The sequence below is a fragment of the Streptodolium elevatio genome, from assembly GCF_040649515.1.
Lineage (GTDB): Bacteria > Actinomycetota > Actinomycetes > Streptomycetales > Streptomycetaceae > Yinghuangia > Yinghuangia elevatio.
In genome coordinates this window covers 1-18,864 of the sequence record NZ_JBEZFP010000170.1, presented here as the reverse complement: position 1 = coordinate 18,864, position 18,864 = coordinate 1, and the positions used below count along the sequence as shown (strand labels likewise).

The window sequence follows — 18,864 nt, the reverse complement described above, 5'->3', positions numbered from 1 at the left end:
AACCCCGGGGGGCCCAACGGGCGGGGCCCCGCCCCCCTCGCCGGGGGCCGGGCCGACGCCGTTCCGTCACGCGTGGTCCGCGTACTCGTGCGCGCGGTGCCCCTCCGGTTCGAGCTGGATCGTCGAGTGCCGTACGTCGAAGTCGTCGCCCACGATGGCCCCGACACGGTCGAGCACAGGTCCGATGCGGCCTTCCCGGATCACCGCGTCCGTCACCGTCAGATGCGCGGTCAGCACCGGCATGCCGCTGGTCACCGTCCACGCGTGCAGGTCGTGCACCTCGACGATGTCGGCCTCGGCGAGCAGCCGTTCGCGCAGTTTGCCGAGATCGAGATCACGTGGTGTCGCTTCCAACAGCACGTGCAGCGTCTCGCGGAGCAGCAGGTACGCGCGCGGCAGGATCATCGCGACGATCAGCAGCGACGCGATCGGGTCGGCGAGCGCCCACCCCGTCGTGCTGATGATCACACCCGTGGCGACCGCCGCGACCGACCCCATCGTGTCGCCCAGCACCTCCAGGTACGCGCCCTTGAGGTTCAGACTGTGGTCCTTGCCACCGCGCAGCAGGAACAGGCCGACCAGGTTGGCCGCGAGGCCCAGCAGCGCGGCGGCCAGCAGCGGACCCGTCTTCACGTCCGGCGGGTCGCCGATCCGGCGGACCGCCTGGTACGCGATGAACGCCCCGATCGCGCCCAGCAGCATGGCGTTCACCAGCGCCGCAAGGATCTCCACCCGGTAGAGGCCCCACGTGCGCCGCGGCGTCGGCTCGCGCTGCGCCACGGTCACCGCGACCAGGGCCAGTGCCACGCCACTGGTGTCGACGAACATGTGCAGGCTGTCCGAGAGGAGCGCGAGGCTGTTGGACAGCAGCGCGCCGACCAACTGCACCACGAGCACGACGGCGGTGACCGTGATGGTGACCGCCAGCCGCTTGCGGTAGGCGGCGCTGACGGTGCCGCCGACCGCCGTCGGCCCGTGATCGTGCCCCATGTACGCCCGCCTCCGCCGAGTCCCACGCGCTGCTGCCGGGAAGCCGCCCGCGGCGGCGCCGCCTCCGGACCATGATCGGCGCGGCGGCCCGGCCGACCGCGCAGACGCGCGGGCGCCCACCCGAACGCCATGGGGCAGGCCGGGGGGAGGCCGGGCACGATCGCTCAGCGGCGGTGCGGTCCCTGCGGCGGATACGGCCCCTGCGGCGGGTACGGACCGTGGCCGCCCGGCCCGGGCGGCCTGTGCGGCGGGTACGGTCCGGGCGGCGGTGCCCCGTGCGGTCCGGGCGGCCCGTGGTGCACGGGACCGTGTGGGCCTCCGGGCCCCGCCCAGGTGTTCTGCCGGTAGCCCTGCTGCCCCATGCCGAGCGGTCCGCCCTGGTGCTGGATCATGTTCGCCGGGGTGACCTCGTTCGACTGCACGAGGACCCAGCCCTCGCCGAGGAAGCTGAGCATCCAGCCCTCGCCGGTCTGGCCGCGCCGCCGCCAGATCCGGCTGGACACGGTCTGGGCCTCCAGGCGGGTGGTGAGGTTCGCCGACCACGCCACAACGGCGTCGGCGTCCACGAAGACCTCGTTGCGCGCGCCGACCTTCATGATCAGCGGATGCCCGGGCGTGGTCAGGGCGATCACACCCGTACCGCCGATCTGCAGGCCGTTGGCGCCGGGGCCGGAGATGCGTGCCTCGGCGTCCAGCGCGACGGGCGACCAGGTCAACCCCGGGTCCAGGGCCAGCACAGAGTCGTTGTCGACGATCAGCGCGTCGTTCGCCAGCGACACCACATGGACGTGCTGGGCCTGGTTGGCCAGGTAGACGACGCCGGTGCCGAAGCAGCGCATCAGGGACATGAACTCGGCGCCGTACGCCGCGGCTCGCATCTCGCCCGGCGTGGGCATGTAGCCGTCGAAATCCACCGCACCGGTGAACGCGATCATCGCGCCCTTGCGGGCGAGAACCTCCGGGGCCGACTGACGGTCGAGTCCCACCCGCAGGATCTGCGGGTTCTGCAGGCTGAACCGATCGGTCGACTGAAGGGCGACATTGTTGAACAGGGGACTCTGCACCCAGACATGATCCCTGGTCCGCACTCCTGCGGTGAACAAAGTGCACCCCAACTTCGGCGGCGTACGCCCTCCCGTATCGTGCGGGGCAGCTCGTTCTGTCACGCCGTTACAGAGGCAGTTCCGGCGTGCGGCCCCGACCCGTCGCCTCACGCACCTCTCTCACCCGCCTTCTTGTCCGCAACCTTCACCCGCCACCCCTGGGGGAGCCTTGTCCGACACCACACCGCCCGCACACCGCCCCGTACCCGACCTCGGTCGCGTGGGACTGTGGACCTCCGCCTTCGACTTCCTCCCGGTCGCACAACTCCGCGACACGGCCGCCGAACTCGACGCACTCGGCTACGGAGCCCTGTGGTGGGGCGAGACCGTCGGGCGCGAGACGTTCACCCAGGCGCTCCTGCTCCTGGAGTCCAGCCCGCGCATCCCGGTGGCCACCGGCATCGCCAACCTCTGGGCCCGGGACGCGGTCGCCACCAACGGCGCCGCGCGCACCCTGCTGGACGCACACCCGGGCCGCTTCCTCCTCGGCCTGGGGGTCAGCCACGGCCCGCTGGTCGAAGGACTGCGCCCGGGCGGCAACGTCTACGACAAGCCGCTCACGCTGATGCGGAACTACCTCGACGGGCTCGACGCGTCGCTCTACTTCGCGGCCGGCGGCGAACTGCCCCGACCGCCACGCGTACTCGCCGCGCTCGGGCCGCGCATGCTGGAACTGTCGCGCGACCGGGCCGAAGGCGCACACACGTACCTCGTGACCCCGGAGCACACGGCGCTCGCGCGCGAAACCCTCGGCGCCGACCGGTACCTCGCGGTCGAGCAGGCGGTCGTGTTCACGACCGACCGCGAGACCGCGCTGCGGCGTGCCCGCGAGCACATGAAGCCGTACCTGGGCCTGCCGAACTACCGCAACAACTGGCTGCGCCTCGGGTTCGCCGAGGACGACTTCGCGGACGGCGGCAGTGAACGCCTGGTCGACGCGCTCGTGGCGTGGGGCGACGAGGCCGCGCTCCGGGCACGGGTCGACAGCCAGCACGCGGCGGGTGCGGACCACGTCTGCGTCCAGGTGCTCGGCGAGTCCATGGTGGACCTCACGATGGACGACTGGCGGGATCTCGCCCCGGCCTTGCTGGAGGCGTGACGCGGCGCGGCGGGCGGCGGGCGCGGACGGGGGTGCGGACGGGGGTGCCGCGGCGGTACGGGTGGCGCCGCTTCGCCCGCCCCCGTTCTGCCGGAGCAGGTGACCGCGTCCACCGCACATCCCGTACCGTCTCGCTCGGGGGAATTCGACGGCGGCGGCGACGTGGGGGAGCGGGAATCTGTCCGGCACGACTGACAGTCCGGCGCGGCCGGCGGACGGCGGGGACGCCGAGGGCGGGGTGACGGCGCGCCCGACGCGTACCCGCCCCACGCCCGCCCGCCTCACGCCCGCCCGCTCGCCGCGTATTCGCACACGGGTGTTGGACTCCGCCCGACCGTCCACCTCCGACCTGCCGCGGACGCGCGCCGTCCGACTCCCCTGGAGCGCCCGGGGATTCGACCGCGGTACGCGCCGGGCGGTCGACGCGCCTGGGGTCGCTCGCGACGCGGCGGCACCGCTCGGCGCCGCACTGCTGACCCTGGTCCTCTGCCTGTGGCGTTTCGAGAGCCCGGTCCTGTGGCGGGACGAGCTGGCCACCTGGACCGCCGCGCAGCGCTCCGTACCCGAACTGTTCGCCATGCTCGGCAACGTCGACGCGTCCGCCGGCGGCTTCTATCTGTTCATGCGCGGCTGGACCGCGGTCTTCGGGGACGGCACGCTCGCCATGCGGATGCCCGCGATGCTCGCCATGGCCGGGACCGCCGCCTGCGTGGTCCTGCTCGGCCGGCGCGCCTTCGGCCGGCCGGCGGGCGCCGCCGCCGGCGTGGTCTTCGCGCTGCTGCCGTCGGTGTCGCGCTACGGACAGGAGGCCCGCGCCTACGGGTTCGTGTGCCTGACCTTCGCGGTGGCGACGCTGCTGCTCGCCCGGGCCGCGGAGCGGCCGACGATCCGGCGCTGGGCGGCCTACTCCACGGCGGTCGCGCTGCTCGGCGTCTGGCACCTCGTCGCCCTCGCGGGCCTTGCCGGGCACGTCGCGTGGCTCGCAGCCCGGCCTGGCAGTGCCCGAGGCGCCGAACGACCGAGCGTACGCCGGGCCTTCCTCGTGGCGGTCGCCGCCGGGACGGCGCCGCTCGCGCCGCTGGCGGCCGTCGCGGGAGGCCAACGCGTCCGCCAGATCGAGTGGATACCCCGCCCCGACCTCGACACCCTCCAGGTGCTGCTGCCGCGACTGGCCGCTTCGGGACCGGTCGCCGTCGCGCTGGCCGTGCTGGCGCTCGGGGCCTGCACCGGGCCGCACCGCCGGTCGGCGGCCGGGTATTTCGGCGTGGCGCTGGTGCCGGTCGCCGTGGTGTGGGCGGTTTCACGGGCGGGGGACACGTCGTACTTCCTGCCGCGCTACTTCCTCTTCACTCTCCCGGCGTGGGCGGTGCTCGCGGGCGCGGGCATCGCGGTCCTCGCGGACCGCCTGGCAGCCGCGGGCCGGGCAACTGGCAGCAGCGGAGACCGCCAAACCCCGGGCCCGGCCCCGGTCCCGGCTCCGATTGCACGTCCGATCACCCCACCCACCGCAACCGTGGCGACGGCGGTGCTGCTCGCCCTCGTGGCCGCGATCGGGGTGTCCGACCAGCGGCAGTTGCGCGCACCGGGCGCCCACGAGCAGCGCGACTACCCCGAACGGTCGGCGGCTTCCTGGGTCGACTACCGGGGGATAGCCGACCTGCTGAGGGCACGCCAACGCCCCGGGGACGGCATCGTCTACGCAAGCGTCGACCAGCGCCTGTGGCACACCGACGCCGGGGTCGAGTACTACCTGCGCGGCGAACTCCGCCCGAACGACGTGCTGTTGGGCCGTTCGGGAGTGGACCGCGACGACTTGTGGACGTACGACTGCCTCGACTCGGAGGCCTGCCTGCGCGCCGCCGACCCCGAGCGCATCTGGCTCGTCGTCATCGTGCTGCGTGGTGTGCCCGAGAACCCCTTCGCCGGTGTCGCGGGGAGCACGGCCCAGGCACTGCGGGGGAGCTACCACGTCGTCGAAAGCGTCGCCGTAGCCGGGGCGTACGTCAGCCTCATGGAACGCGGCGCGACCCCGCTCGCGCCCGAGGGCGCGGACCGCTGCGACAGCCCGCTGCTCGCCCGCAAGTGGGGCGCCGACGACCCGTGCGCGGCCACCGGGGGGTGACCGCGCGGGGCACCGTCAACCTCCTTGGGCGAGAAGGGCGTTGACCGCCAGGTCGACGTCGTCTGTAGTCGTGTACAGGTGGAAGGACGCGCGCACGCGGCCGGCGCGTACCGCGGCCTTGACGCCCGCGGCGCGCAGTGCTTCGTCCGCTCCCGGCACGTCGACCGTGACGATTGCGCTGTCGCCTTCCGGGCGTCCCAGGGCGGTCAGGAACCGGTTCGCGAGGGCCACGTTGTGCGCGTGGATCTGCTCGATGCCGATGTCCCGCACGACTTCCAGGGCGGGAGCCGCGCCGACCCAGGCGAACCACGCGGGGGACGTGTCGAAGCGCCGTGCGTCGGTGGCGAGTCGCAACGGCGGTCCGTAGTAGGACGCGTGGACGTCCTCGCCGGCGTACCAGCCCGCCGCGACGGGCACGAAGCGGTCGCGTACGCCCGGCGCGTAGTAGGTGTAGCCGGTGCCGCGCGGGTTCATCAGCCACTTGTAGCCGCCGACCGCCATCACGTCGTAGCGTGTCGCGTCGACGGGCAGCCACCCCACCGCCTGGGTCGCGTCCACGACCACCAGGGCGCCGTGCGCGCGGGCCGCCGCCACGATCTCGGCGTCGGCCGCGAGCGTGCCGTCGGCGGACTGCACGAGGCTGTACGCCACGACGTCGGTACGCTCGTCGACCGCCTCGGCGAGCTTGGCGAACGGCACGCACACCACCTCGACACCGCGCGCCTCGTGCACCATCCACGGGAACACGTTGGAGGTGAACTCGATGTCGGGCACCACGACCCGGGTCCCCGGGGTGAGCGAAGCGCCGACCGGGGCGAGCATGCCGGACACGGCCGCGCCGATCGAGATGTCGGAGGCGTCGGCGCCGACCAGGTCCGCGAACAACGCGCGGGCGTGCTCCCCGACTTCGCCCCAGGGTTCCCAACTCGTCCGGCCCACACGCCAGTCGCGCTGCGCCGCGAGCACCGCGTCGTAGGCGGGGGTGGTCGGCAGGCCGTAGCTTGCGGTGTTCAGCCAGCCCGGTTCGGGCTCCCAGAGGGCGCGGGCGCTTTCGAGGTCCATCGCCCGACCGTACGACGCGCGTCGCGCGGTCGAGTAGGGCCATTTGGCCGGAGGTGGCTCCCGGACCAGGCTGTGGCGAGCCACTTGCCCGGGAGCCACCTCCGCGGGGGCGGCGTGTGGCGCACAGGGGCGGCGCCACACGCCGCCTGCCGTCGCGTGCCCACAGGGGCGAGGCTCGCGTTGCGGCGTGCGGTGCGGTCTGTTCGTCGTTCCCGGACCGAAGAGGCGCCGATCCAAGAGCGATCCAAGGCGAATGTACGCCTTCTGGTGCTTTGCGGGTCTTGCCGGTCTCGCCGGGGTTGTGCTCCCGGTGGTCCCGCGGATCCGGGTCGTGCCGACTTCAGTCCTGCGCGGCGCTGCCGGGGTCGCCGTCGGTACGTGCCTGCAGCCAGTCCGGCCACGGGACCGGAGGGTTGGGCAGCGGCGTGACATCCCGCTCGGCCAGCAGGCGTCGGAAGCCCTCGCGGTCGTCCGGGACGGCGCGCGGGTCGCCGGCCATGATCTCGTACAGCGTCGCGCCCTCGGGGCCGGCGATGAGCGGCCCGAAGGCAGCCCCCTGTTCGAGGGTGATGTGCGTGCCCGCCGGGCACGGGCGGTCGCCGATGAGGACTTCGCCCGCGATGACGAACACGTAGTGCTCGGACATGTGGCCGTGCCGTTCCACGATCACGCCCGCGTCGTACCGTGCGTAGATCACCATGCGCTCGGGCGTCCACTCGAGGAACTTCTCCCACACCGACACGCGGCGGCCGCTGTGGGACTGCGCCTTGACCTCGTGCCAGGGCGTCTCGCTGATGTGCGTGATGGTCAATTCCGGCTTGCCGTCAGGCATCGTGCACCCCTTGTGGACCTGTGAACACGGCTGAGGGCCCACGCTTCACCGTACCTCAGATGCATCTGCACGTGCATCCGCATCCGCATTTGGTGCGAGCTGAAACCTAGCCGTTGGAAAAATAGTTTGCAAGGTCCACTATCCGACCCGGGGCGAGAGCCGCGGGCAGCCGCCTGCCGCGCGGCCGCGCCCCTACGATGGGCACCGCACGGCTCCGGACCCCCGCGCGGGCGGGAACGGCGTCCGGACACCCACGATGCCGGGGAGGCGCACATGCGCGTGTTCACGTCGTTCGACGAGTTCGCAGCCCTGAAGGGCGAGCACCTGGGGTACGGCGAATGGCACCTGGTCGACCAGGAACGCATCAACCGCTTCGCCGACGCGACCGGCGACCACCAGTGGATCCACGTCGACGCGGAACGCGCCAAGGACGGCCCGTTCGGCGCGACCATCGCGCACGGATACCTGACGCTGTCGATGATCCCGGCCCTCGGCAAGGACATCTTCCGCCTCGAAGGCCCCAAGATGCTCGTCAACTACGGCACGGAGAAGGTGCGCTTCCCCAGCCCGGTCACCGTCGGCTCGCGGGTCCGCGTCGGCGCCGAGCTGGTGGACGTACGCGAAGTCGCCCAGGGCAAGCAGGCCGTCGTCAAGTACACCGTCGAGATCGAGGGTCAGCCCAAGCCCGCGTGCGTGGCCGAAAGCATCGTCCTGATCGTCCTCTGACCCCGGCCTGACCCGCCCCGGCTCCCGAGCCGGACGCCTTCGAGCTGAGCCCGGCCTCGCCGCTCTCGTGGCAGCGGGGCGAGGACGGCTGCGCCCCACTAGATAGACAGCCTGGTTACCAGCTAGCCTACCTAGTGTGTTGAGCGCGCGGCCGTGGTTGCACGGCTTTCTCGATCTGTGCCTGCTGGCGATGTTGCAGGAACGCCCGGACTACGGGTATGGCCTGGCCCAGCGGCTTTCCGAGGCGGGGGTCGCCGAGGTGCCGGGCGGCACCCTGTACCCCGCCCTGCTCCGGCTGGAGCAGCACGGGTTGGCCGAACCCACGTGGGCGCCGTCGGAGTCGGGCCCCCGCCGGAAGTACTACGCGCTGACCCCCGCGGGGCGTCAGACGCTCGCCGAACAGGCCACCGACTGGGCGCGGTTCCGCGACGGAGTCGATGCCCTGGTCGGTGCCGGCGCCGTCCGCGGGCAACGCGGCCGGACCGGACAGGCCGAACGGGCCGGCCAGACCGGCAAGCCCGAGCAGGGCGGCGGGCAGCGGTGACGGGCGACCCGAGGTGGCTGCCGCGGTTCGAAGCGGAGCTGGTGCAGCTCGGCCTGGAACCGGCGCGGGCCCGTCAGCTCGCCGGGGAAACCGCCCAGCAAGCCGCGGAGTTCGGCGCCGGGACGGCCGAACTCTTCGGCCCGGCACACCTGTACGCGCGCCATCTGGTCGCCGCCCTCTCCGCACCCGGCGACACGGCCCCCCGGACGGAAACGCCGCCGGGGCTCGCCCGCGGCCGGGTCCTGCTGCGCCTGGAAGGCGTCGGCAAGCGCCACCGCCGCACCACGGTCTTCGCCGACGTCGACCTCACCGTGCGTGCCGGGGAAGTCGCGGCCGTCGTCGGCGCCAACGGCTGCGGCAAGTCGACCCTGCTGCGCATCTGCGCCGGGCTGAGCACGCCGACCACGGGAACGGTGCACCGCACCGCACGCGTGGGCTACGTGCCCCAGGACGGCGGAACCGCCGGATGGCTCACCCCCGCCGAACACTTCACCCTCTTCGGCGCCGCCGCCCGCATGGCACCGCGGCGGGCCCGTTCGACAGGCGAGCACCTCGCCAGGCGCCTGGCCTGGCGCCCCGACCGGGCCCGCTGCGCCCAGCACCTCTCCGGCGGAACACGGCAGAAGCTCAACCTCGTTCTCGGTGAGCTGCACGCCCCCGACCTGCTCCTCCTCGACGAGCCCTACCAGGGCTTCGACCAAGGGACGTACGTGGACTTCTGGCAGCAGGTACGTGCCTGGCGCGACTCCGGCCGCGGGGTGGTCGTGGTGACCCACCTTCTGCACGACCTCAGGCACGTCGACCAGGTGCTCGACCTGAGCGCGGCGGCCCCGGGCCCGAGCACCGCACCGGCCGGCGGCGGGCACGGCACCGGGAGGCGGGCGTGACCGGGCTCGTCGTGGCCGCGCTGTCGGCCCGCGAAGTCGGCCGCCGACGCACCGCGGTGCTCTTGGTGATCGCCCTGCCGCTGTGCTTCTACCTGGTGCGCCGGGACCTGCCCGGCCAGTCCACGCGCCTGCTCGCGATCGGCGTCGGCTGGGCCGTCGCCACCCTCACTGTTTTCGTGGTCAACGCCTCCCGCAGCCTCGACCCGCGGCTGCGCCTGGCCGGCGCCTCCGTCCTCGACATCATCGGCGGCCGCCTGCTGGCCATGACCGGCATCGGCGCCGCCCTCGCCACCGCCTATTCGGCACTGGTGGGCGTGAGCCGCGGCGACCTGGCGCACCCCTGGGGCGCCGTCCTCATGCTGCTCCTGACGGCCGTGGTCGCCGCGCCCTTCGGGGGACTCATCGCCGCGCTGCTGCCCCGCGAACTCGAAGGCGCACTGGCCCTGCTCATCGTCTGCGCCACCCAACTCCTGGCCGACCCGGCCGGCTCGGCCGCCAAACTGATGCCGTTCTGGTCCGCCCGGTCTCTGGGGAACTACACCGTCGACGCGGCTCCCACCACCGCTTTGTGGCACGCGGTACTGCACGCGGCCGCGACCTGGGTCCTGTGCACCGCCCTCACCCTCGCGGTATTCGCCCGCCGCCTGCGCGTCGCCCGCTATCCCGAACCGTGACGCAGGTGCGCGTGACGCGGCCGACTCGCACAGGGCCGTCCGCTCTCCGAGTCGCCCCCTGTTCGGGGACACCGCGGCCGATCGCCCCGGCGTCCCCGAACAGCGCGGCGCCAGCGGCTACTTCAGGCCGACACGGTCCATGAACAGCACCCCGGCGTTGTAGAGCTCGATGCCGGTGAGCTTGTCGTTGTAGACCGGCCCGACGACCGCCTCCGAGTACACCCACACCGGCATGTCCTGAACGAGTGCCTTCTGCAGGTCCGCGTACGCCTGCTTGCGCACCGCCGGGTCGGTGCTCGCCCGCCCGGCGGCCAGCGCACGGTCGGCCTCGGCGCTGACGTACCCGCCGTAGTTGAGCGGGCTGCGCGAGTGGAACGCGTTGAAGATCTGCGGCTCGGGGTCGACCACCCAGCGCTGCGTCAGCAGACCCTGGAAGTCCTTCTGGATCGCCGACTTCACGATGTACGCGCCGATCTCCAGCGCCTCGACCCGCATCGTCACGTTCCGGTAGGTGTGCAGCCGGCTCTGCATGTACTCCGCGGTCTTCTTCGACGACGGGTTCTGCGGGATGAGGTACGAGAAGTCGACCTTCTTGCCCTCCTGCGCCAGCTCGTCGAACAGCCGCTGCGCCTCCGCCTGGTTGTACGCCGCCTGCACGGACGCGGGCGAGAAGAACTGCGAGGTCGTGGCGAACAGCCCCTTGGCCGGAATGTATCCGTTGTCCAGCACCTTGGGGATCTCCGCCGAGTCGAGCGCGAGCGAGACCGCCCGACGCGCCCGCGGGTCGTCGAACGGCGCCCGCGCGAAGTTGAACATGAAGTACTGGCCGCCGTCGACCTTGAGCACCGACGCGTTGGCGTCCTTGGCGCCGCGGTCCAGCAGGGCCGGGTCGGAACTCGTGAAGATGTCCGCCTGCCCGGACTTGACCGAGTTGAGCTGCTGCTGGATGTCCGGCACGTTCTTGACCGTGAAGCCGTCGAGCTTCGGAAGCCCCTTGTCCTTCTGCCAGTAGTTCGGGTTCCGCGCGAACACCTGCTCGCTGCCGCGCACCCAGCTGCGCAGCACGAACGGGCCGGCGCCGACCGGCTGCGACCCGTACACCTCGGGCCCCTTCGCCAGCTGCGCCGGCGACTCGATGTAGGTCAGCTCCTGCGCGAGTGTCCGGTCGAAGTTGGCGTTCGGCGCGGGCGGCTTGATCGACAGCGTCAGGGGGTCGACCACGCCGAGCACCAGCCCGGCGGCCGCGGCCCGGTGCAGCGACTGCGTGGCCGGGTCGGCGTGCATGTCCCAGTTGGTCTTCACCGCCGCGGCGTCGAGCGGGGTGCCGTCGCTGAACTGCACGTTCGGGCGCAGCTTGAGCGTCCAGGTCAGGCCGCCGTCGGACGTCGAGATCGACTCGCCCAGATGCGCGACGACCGTGCCGCCGCCCGGATTGATCACGAAAAGCGGGTCGTACAGCGCGGAGAGTCGCGGCTCGTCGGTGACCGCGACGTACGCGGTGCGGAAGACGTCGAGCTGCGCGGAGTCCTGCACGGCCAGCATGGTCAACTGGCCGCCCTGTCGTGCGGGTGGCTGCGCCGAGGCCCCGCCGGTCGCGGGCGGCGCCGCGGAAGGTCCGGGCGTGTCCCCGTCCGAGTCGGAGTCACTGCATGCGGTGGCGACGAGCGAGAAGGAGAGGAGGACCGCCGCGAGGGCGGCCGAGGGACGTCTGAACCGGCGCGGGGGAAGGGCGTGGCGGGGCAACGAGATCCACCTCCAGCTGGGGAACGGCCCTGGCGGGGACCGTCTCGTGTGTGCGTGGAGTGTGCGAGGCGCCGTGCCGAGCGGGGATCCGGGCGGAGTCGCGGCCGCACAGCCGCGCCCGCCCCGGATCGCTTCCGAGGGGAACCGAGAGGGGGAACAATGTAGGGCCGCGGGGTTGTGAAGACCATCCCGACGATGTGTTTTCTATCGGGCAGTTGTACGACTTTTCGGATACAGCCGCGGGACGCGACTTTCGGACACCACGCCCACGTGCCGCGTACCGCCCTCGGCGTAGGGCTCAGGCCGCACTCTCGTCGACACCCGTGAAGGCCGCCCAGAGCGCCGCGTAATGACCGCCCAGCGCGAGGAGTTCGTCGTGCGTGCCGGTCTCGGCCACCCGCCCGCGCTCCACCACCGCGATGCGGTCCGCCTTCGCCGCCGTCGTCAGCCGGTGGGCCACCACCAGCGTGGTACGCCGCTGCGCCAACTCGTCCGCCGCCCGCGTCACCGCCGCCTCGGTGGCCAGGTCGAGCGCGGCCGTCGCCTCGTCGAGCAGCAGGATGTCCGGATCCACCAGCTGCGCCCGGGCCAGCGCGATCAACTGGCGCTGCCCCGCGGACAACGTCCGTCCGCGCTCACCCACCTCGTGCAGGTAGCCGCCCGCGAGCGCGGCGATGGCGTCGTGCGCGCCCACCGCCCGTGCGGCGGCCTCGACTTCGGCGTCCGTGGCGTCGGGCCGGCCGTACGCGATCGCGTCCCGCACCGTGCCCGCCGCGAGGTACGCCTCCTGCGGCACCACGCCGAGCCGGTGCCGGTATTCCGCCAGGTCCCAGTCGCGCACGTCCACGCCGTCCACCCGCACCGCGCCGGAGTCCACGTCGTAGAACCGGGCCACCAGCTTGACCAACGTCGACTTGCCGGCACCCGTCTGCCCGACGAGCGCCACCGTCTCGCCGGGCGCGACGCGCAGCGACACACCCGAGATCGCCTCGGCCTGCCGCCCGGTCGCGTCGGGGGCGGTCGCGTACGCGAAGTGCACGTCGTCGAACACGATCTCGCCCTTGAGCCCGGTCTCCGGCACCGGCACCGGCTTCGCCGCACCCGGCGTGGAGGTCGGCGTGCGCAGCAGGTCGCGGATGCGCCGCAACCCCACCGCGGCCTGCTGGTACCCGTCGAACACCTGCGACAACTGCTGGATCGGCGAGAAGAACATGTCGATGTAGAGCAGGTACGCGATCAGCGCGCCCGCCGTCATCGTGCCGTCGCCCACCCGCCGCGCCCCCACGATCAGCGCGAGCGCCGCCGCGAGGCTGGAGAGGAACTGGCCGAAGGGGAAGTACAGCGCGATGTAGCGCTGCGCGGTCAGCCGGGAGTCGTAGTAGTCGCGGCTGCGTTCCGCGAACCGCGCCGAGTTGCGCTCCTCGCGCCGGAACGCCTGGGCGGTGCGCATGCCCGCGACGTTCTCCTGGAGGTCCGCGTTGACCGCGCTGACCTTCTCGCGCGCGTCGTCGTACGCGGCTGCCGACTTCTTGCGGAACACGACGGTCGCCGCGATCAGCACCGGCAGCACGCTCATGACCACGAGCGCCAGCTCCCAGTCCAGAATCAGCAGCGCCGCCATGATCCCGAAGAAGGTGAGCAGGCTGACCACCGCGCTGACCAGGCCGGTCTGCAGGAACGTCGACGCCGCGTCGACGTCCGTGGTCATCCTCGTCATGATGCGCCCGGACATCTCGCGCTCGTAGTAGTCCAGGCCGAGCCGCTGGAGATGCGCGAACGTCTTCACCCGCAGGGTGTAGAGCAGGCGTTCGCCGGTACGGCCCGCGATACGCACCTGCGCGACGTTGACCACCCAGTCCGCCGCGACCACGCCGAGCGCGACCAGCGACACCAGCAGGATCGTCCGGGTGGCGCCGTCGCTCACACCGCGGTCCACGCCGTCGCGGATCAGCGCGGGGAGCGCGAGCTGCGCGCCCGCGTCCAGGGTCACCAGAACCAGCCCGATGAGCAGCGGTGTGCGGTACGGCCGCAGCAGCGAGCGCAGCGTGAACCGCCGGTCCTCGGCACGCGCCACCCGGTCGTCCACCTCGGGTTTGTCGGTGGCCGGCGGCAACGCCTCGACCTGCGCCAGCAGTTCGGGAGTCGCGGGCATCATCGCGGCGAACCCGCCGCCGAAGGCGCCGCGGCCCCCGCCTCCGCCGCCCCCGGGGCCGCCGGTTCCGGCCGCCGCGGCCGCGCTGCCCCCGCCGGCCGCAGTCTTGGCCAGGGCGTCCGCCGAATCGGCGTCCGGGATGCCGCTGCGGTCCCACAGTTCGGGCGTGACGCCGTCGATCTGGCCGACGGTCGCGGCAGGCGCGGCGGTACGCGCGGCCTCCGCGCCGACCGCCGCCTCCGCCACGGCCCCCGCCTCCGGTTCGCCGGTGTCCCGGCCTTCGGCGTCGTCACCCGGGCCGGACAGCAGCAATCGGAACAGCGGGCAGCGCGCGTCGAGTTCCCGGAAGGTCCCGATGTCGACCAGACGGCCCCGATCCAACACCGCGATCCGGTCGGCCAGTTGGAGGGTGGAGCGCCGGTGCGCGATGAGCACGGTGGTGCGACCCGCCATCACGCGCCGCAGCGTCGCGTGGATCTCCGCCTCGATCTTCGGGTCGACGGCCGAGGTCGCGTCGTCCAGGAGCAGGATGCGCGGATCGGTGATCAGCGCCCGGGCCAGCGCGATGCGCTGCCGCTGGCCGCCGGACAGCGTCAGACCCTGCTCGCCCACGACGGAGTCGTAGCCGTTCGGGAGTTCCGAGATGAACGCGTCCGCCTCGGCGGCGCGCGCGGCCGCCCGGACCTGCGCGTCGGTGGCGTCCGGGCGGCCGTACGCGATGTTGGCCCGCACGGTGTCGGAGAACAGGAACGAGTCCTCCGCGACCAGGCCGATGGCGGCGCGCAGCGAGTCGAGCGTCAGGTCGCGCACGTCGTGGCCGTCGACCCGGACCGCGCCCTGCTGCACGTCGTAGAAGCGCGGCAGGAGCATCGACACCGTCGACTTGCCGGATCCCGAGGTGCCGACCAGGGCAAGCGTCTCGCCGGGGGCCACCGCGAGGGTCAGGCCGTCGAGCACCGGGCGCGAGGCAACGTACCCGAAGGTCGCGCCGTCGAACTCCAGGCCCGCCGCGCACGAGGTGAGTCGTACGGCGTCGGGCTTCTCGGTGACCAGCGGCTGCGAGTCGACGACCTCGTACACACGCTCGACCGACGCGCGGGCCTGCTGACCCACCGTCAGCAGCCCCGCGAGCAACCGGACCGGGCCGACGAGTTGGCCGAGGTAGGTGGAGAACGCCAGAAACGTGCCGAGCGTGATCTCGCCCTTGATCGCCAGCCAACCGCCGAGGCCCAGCACGCCCACCTGGCCGAGTGCGGGGATGGCCGAAAGGGTCGGCGTGTAGCGGCTGTTGAGCCGTACCGCGCGCATGCGGTTCGCGAACAACCGGCGCCCGGCGTCCTCCAGGCGCGCGACCTCCTGCGCCTCCTGGCCGAAGCCCTTGACCACCCGGACCCCGGTGACCGCGCCGTCCACCACGCCCGCGAGTGCCGCGGCCTCCTGCTGCGCCGCCCAGGTGGCCGGGAACAGCCGCTTCCGCGACACCCGCGCGACCGCGAACAGGCCCGGTCCGATGGCGAGCGCGACGAGGGTGAGCAGCGGGGACAGCGTCAGCATGATGCCGAGCGAGAGCACGAACAGCAGGGCGCTGCCGGTCAGCATCGGGAGCATCGCCAAGACGCTGGAGATCATGTTGATGTCGGAGCCCGCGCGGCTCACGATCTGGCCGGTCTGCAACTCGTCCTGGCGCGCGCCGTCGAGTCGCGACAGCGCGCCGAACACCTGGGTGCGCAGGTCGTACTGGACTTCGAGCGACAACCGCCCGCCGATGTAGCGCCTGATGTACGCCGCGCCGAAGCTGAACACCGCAGCGACGACCAGCAACACCGCGAGCGGTCCGATGGCAGCGGTGTCGCCGGCCACCGCGTCGTCGATCACCGCGCGCTGCACGAGCGGCACGAACGCGGTCACCGTCATGCCGGCCAGCGAGGCCCCGAAGGCCCACAGGACGCTGGCCTTGTGCTGCCAACAGGCGGCCAGGATGCGGCGCAGCCACCCACGCCCGTCGGCGGCGCGCGGGACGTCGGGAGCGGGCTGCCCCGCGGGGGTGGTCACAACCACCGAGTCTAAATGGTTAGCCCCTCTAACGATCGGTCGAGGCGCGCCGGGGTGGCGAGAGGCGGACGGGCAGGGGGACCGGCGGGGCGGCCGGGCCGGTGCGCCTGCGGGGGCGACGGACAGGCGGACGGCGCGGGGGAGTGCGGACGACGGAACCGAGCGGCCGAGGGGACCGGGGCCGACGGGTCTCAGGTCGGAAGCGGTCTGTGGGGCAGAAGTAGTCGCGGATCAGATGGTGTTCTCGAGGCCGGAAGCAGTCCTCGAGGTCGGCAGCGGTCCCGAGGTCAGAGGTAGTCCTCGAGCCGTGCGATCGCGAAGCCTTGCGCGGTGACCTCGCGAACCACGAGTCGGAGCATCGCGTTCATGTCGCCCTTCCACGTCTCCGGGCCGCGGAAGTGCGTCAGGATGATGTCGCCGGGATGGAACTTGTGGTCGCCGTACCGGTACTCCATCCGGTCCGGAAACGCCTCCTGGTTCCAAAGCGGTACGGCCGTGATGCCGCACGACGCGGCCGCGCGCAGCGTGGCCTCGGTGTATTCGCCGAACGGCGGGCGGAAGAGGTTGGGGCGCACCCCGATCTCGCGTTCGAGGTTGTCCTGTTGGCCGCACACCTCGCGGCGGTTGCCCTCGTAGTCGAGCTTGCGCAGGTCGCGGTGGTTGAGCGTGTGGTTGTGCACGGACGCGCCCTGGTCCCGCAGGTCGCGGAAGTAGCCGTAGTTGGGGCGCGCGAGGTAGTCGGTGACGAAAGCGCTGACCGGGATCCCGAGTTCCTTGAGCATGCGGTTGAACTCGCGGTCCTTCTCCATGCCGTCGTCGACGGTGAGGAACACCACCTTGTCGGTGGTCGGCACGCGCCGGACGACCGGCGGCAGCCCGGGACGCACGATCACGTGGGCCCCGTTGCCGGTGAGCGCCGGCTTCGTGGCGGGCGGGGCGGGGGCGAGCAGCGGGGGAGTGGTCAGGCCCCATGCGCGGGCCGCGGTCGCGCGGGCCGCCCGCAATGCCTCCTCGCGCGCGGTGGCCTCCTGCACGGCCTTCGCCTGGCCCGACGGGTAGGCCGGCGCCGCCTGCTGGGCGCCCTGGCCTTCGTGGGCGTCCGGAGCGGCGGGCACGCCCTTGGCGGCGACATCGGGGGCGGGGCTCTCCGAGGCGGCGGGAGCGTGGGGCTTGTTGCGTGGGCCGCGGCCGTGGTTGTCCGGCCCCGGCGAGGCGCACGCCGCGGCGGTCGCGGCGGCGAGTACGCAGGCGGCGGCGATCTGACGGCGGCTTCGGTCCCGTTTCGTAGGGATCACCTCCGGTTTGCGGCATATGACCGTCAATCTTTGCCCAACCGGAGCGACAACCAAGCCTTTTGCCGCGGAACAGCACCCGATCTCCGCTGATCCGACGCGTGGTTCACCCGTACGCGTGGCGCATCCGAGTGAGGGGCGTCGCGGCAGGCGGCCCGGGTGCGCCCGCAAGCCCGCCCACGAGTCGCGTCCCCGCCGGGATGTGCCGAGCGGAACGTCCCTCGCGTCGATCCGCGGGGACTCGTCGCGTGTCGGGCCGCGCACGGTCCCGTGCGAGCGGCGCGATTCAGGGGGCGGGAAACGGCCTGGGACCGGCGCGCACGGGCGCACGGCATTCCCTCGTCGGAGTGAACTTGCGTGTCCTGGGGCCTTTCGGGGCACCGACGTTCACCCGTGCGGCGCAATCCTGTGCCGCGCAACGTCGACAAAACCCTAGAGTCAACCCGCCGTCACGCGGGGTGACGGGTTACGGCGTCGGCGTCCCCGGTGGACCGACGCCGCTGGACGAGGAGGCGAAGCAGGTATGAGGTTCGGATTCCGGCGGGCGGCCGTCATGGCCGTCGCGGTGTTCTTCGGCTCGATGGCGTCGTTGTACGTCCCGGCGGCGCGGGCCGCACAGATCCCGCGCGTGCCGCGCGTGCCGGACCGGTTCATCCCGGCCTATTTCGCTCTGCCTTTCCCCGGCCCGCTGTGGACCATGCCGGGAACCGTCACGTTCGCCTGACCACCCGCCCGCGGCACCGCGACCGACCCTCGCGGGCCATGCCGCGCCAACGGACCGGACGCGCCCGGTCCTGACCGCGCGTCGCCGGAGTACGGATCTCCGGCGGCGCGCGCCGTGGTCCGCGCGCCGAGCCGGCCGGCCGTCGGCCGACCGGTCCGCCCGGTCGCCCGTGCGGAGGTGCGTACCGCGGCTGCGCCTTGAGCGACCACCCGTACCTCCGAAGCCGGCGTGCCGCCCGGGGGAGCGGCCTCTATCGCACACAACGCGGCTGATGCGCCGGAGGTCACGGCCGCCGCGCCGAAAGGCCGTTGGCCCTTCACCAATCCACCGAACGGCCGAGCGACCGACGGCGGGCCGCCGAACGGCGTCCCCGGGGCCGCGGCGGCGGGCGGTCGACCACCGCCTTCTCGGCGAAGTCGCAGGTGGCGGCCACGGTCCAGGCGATCATTAGCAGGCGGTCCGACTGCAAGGACGCGCCCGCACGTGCGCGGAGGTTCCGACGGCGGAGGCCGGGACCGACCCCCCTGATGCGGCACCCGCCGACCTCACGGGGCAAGTCGTCCGTGGCCGGCCGGCGGTTCCGACCCCGGTGGGCCGAATGCCGCGTCGCCCGCCAGGACTTCGGCGGCAAGCGCATCAACCACGTCATCGTCGGCGTCCTCTCCCTCGACGCCGAACCGGCACCTCCGCCGTCCCGCTGAACACCCCTGCGGCCGGTGTCCCCGACCGGGGCGGCCGGAGCCCGGCGGATCCCTGAGCCGTTCCTGGGTCGTGTCTTCAAATTCTCGCCGGGCCCGCGGGCCGTGGCACGCACGCTCGCCGCGTTGCGGACCTTGCCCGGCCAAACCCAGGCCGAGCTGCG

Annotated in this window: 14 protein-coding genes and 1 pseudogene; 8 read left to right on the top strand and 7 right to left on the bottom strand. The window is 72.7% G+C overall.

Features of this window, described 5'->3' with window-relative positions; all coding sequences use genetic code 11:
• Positions 1–66: 66 nt before the first annotated feature.
• Positions 67–990: a cation diffusion facilitator family transporter gene (locus AB0C36_RS38460; RefSeq protein WP_358363427.1), complete on the bottom strand. Its 924-nt coding sequence runs from the start codon at positions 988–990 to the stop codon at positions 67–69.
• A gap of 329 nt (positions 991–1,319) precedes the next feature.
• Positions 1,320–2,054, bottom strand: a pseudogene (locus tag AB0C36_RS38455) (AIM24 family protein); the annotation flags it as partial.
• 208 nt (positions 2,055–2,262) lie between these two features.
• Between AB0C36_RS38455 and AB0C36_RS38450 the strand changes: the two are divergent.
• Entirely contained in the window at positions 2,263–3,192 is a 930-nt protein-coding gene (locus AB0C36_RS38450; RefSeq protein ID WP_358363424.1) for an LLM class F420-dependent oxidoreductase, read from the top strand.
• A 316-nt stretch (positions 3,193–3,508) separates the two neighbouring features.
• On the top strand, positions 3,509–5,314 hold the full coding sequence (locus tag AB0C36_RS38445) for a glycosyltransferase family 39 protein (RefSeq protein WP_358363422.1): 1,806 nt from the start codon (positions 3,509–3,511) through the stop codon (positions 5,312–5,314).
• Between the two features lie 15 nt (positions 5,315–5,329).
• Here the strand turns inward: AB0C36_RS38445 and AB0C36_RS38440 are convergent, their stop codons facing one another.
• Both AB0C36_RS38440 and AB0C36_RS38435 read right to left on the bottom strand, forming a co-directional pair.
• Positions 5,330–6,376, bottom strand: coding sequence for an aminotransferase class V-fold PLP-dependent enzyme (locus AB0C36_RS38440; RefSeq protein WP_358363420.1), 1,047 nt, complete (start codon positions 6,374–6,376; stop codon positions 5,330–5,332).
• 340 nt (positions 6,377–6,716) lie between these two features.
• Positions 6,717–7,208 (bottom strand): hypothetical protein, encoded by a 492-nt coding sequence (locus tag AB0C36_RS38435; RefSeq protein ID WP_358363418.1) that lies wholly within the window; start codon positions 7,206–7,208, stop codon positions 6,717–6,719.
• Between the two features lie 273 nt (positions 7,209–7,481).
• Between AB0C36_RS38435 and AB0C36_RS38430 the strand changes: the two genes are divergently transcribed.
• The 4 genes from AB0C36_RS38430 to AB0C36_RS38415 all read left to right on the top strand — a co-directional run bounded on the left by AB0C36_RS38430 (position 7,482) and on the right by AB0C36_RS38415 (position 10,039).
• Positions 7,482–7,934: a MaoC family dehydratase gene (locus AB0C36_RS38430; RefSeq protein ID WP_358363417.1), complete on the top strand. Its 453-nt coding sequence runs from the start codon at positions 7,482–7,484 to the stop codon at positions 7,932–7,934.
• A 136-nt stretch (positions 7,935–8,070) separates the two neighbouring features.
• Positions 8,071–8,478: a PadR family transcriptional regulator gene (locus tag AB0C36_RS38425; RefSeq protein ID WP_358363416.1), complete on the top strand. Its 408-nt coding sequence runs from the start codon at positions 8,071–8,073 to the stop codon at positions 8,476–8,478.
• On the top strand, positions 8,475–9,365 hold the full coding sequence (locus AB0C36_RS38420) for an ATP-binding cassette domain-containing protein (protein ID WP_358363415.1): 891 nt from the start codon (positions 8,475–8,477) through the stop codon (positions 9,363–9,365). Before AB0C36_RS38425 ends, AB0C36_RS38420 begins: the two co-directional genes overlap by 4 nt.
• Positions 9,362–10,039: a hypothetical protein gene (locus tag AB0C36_RS38415; RefSeq protein WP_358363413.1), complete on the top strand. Its 678-nt coding sequence runs from the start codon at positions 9,362–9,364 to the stop codon at positions 10,037–10,039. Before AB0C36_RS38420 ends, AB0C36_RS38415 begins: the two co-directional genes overlap by 4 nt.
• Positions 10,040–10,156: 117 nt before the next feature.
• Here AB0C36_RS38415 and AB0C36_RS38410 read toward each other — a convergent pair whose 3' ends face one another.
• The 3 genes from AB0C36_RS38410 to AB0C36_RS38400 all read right to left on the bottom strand — a co-directional run bounded on the left by AB0C36_RS38410 (position 10,157) and on the right by AB0C36_RS38400 (position 17,281).
• Positions 10,157–11,782: an ABC transporter substrate-binding protein gene (locus tag AB0C36_RS38410; protein WP_358363411.1), complete on the bottom strand. Its 1,626-nt coding sequence runs from the start codon at positions 11,780–11,782 to the stop codon at positions 10,157–10,159.
• Positions 11,783–12,080: 298 nt separating this feature from the next.
• On the bottom strand, positions 12,081–15,986 hold the full coding sequence (locus AB0C36_RS38405) for an ABC transporter ATP-binding protein (RefSeq protein ID WP_358363410.1): 3,906 nt from the start codon (positions 15,984–15,986) through the stop codon (positions 12,081–12,083).
• A 287-nt stretch (positions 15,987–16,273) separates the two neighbouring features.
• The gene (locus AB0C36_RS38400; protein ID WP_358363408.1) at positions 16,274–17,281 is read right to left on the bottom strand and encodes a polysaccharide deacetylase family protein; all 1,008 of its coding nucleotides are present in this window, start codon (positions 17,279–17,281) and stop codon (positions 16,274–16,276) included.
• A 520-nt stretch (positions 17,282–17,801) separates the two neighbouring features.
• Here AB0C36_RS38400 and AB0C36_RS38395 point away from each other — a divergent pair.
• Both AB0C36_RS38395 and AB0C36_RS38390 read left to right on the top strand, forming a co-directional pair.
• Positions 17,802–18,002 carry a hypothetical protein gene (locus AB0C36_RS38395; RefSeq protein WP_358363407.1) on the top strand — a complete coding sequence of 67 codons (201 nt, stop codon included), beginning with the start codon at positions 17,802–17,804 and terminating at the stop codon, positions 18,000–18,002.
• 527 nt (positions 18,003–18,529) lie between these two features.
• Positions 18,530–18,703: a hypothetical protein gene (locus tag AB0C36_RS38390; protein ID WP_358363405.1), complete on the top strand. Its 174-nt coding sequence runs from the start codon at positions 18,530–18,532 to the stop codon at positions 18,701–18,703.
• Positions 18,704–18,864 lie beyond the last annotated feature (161 nt).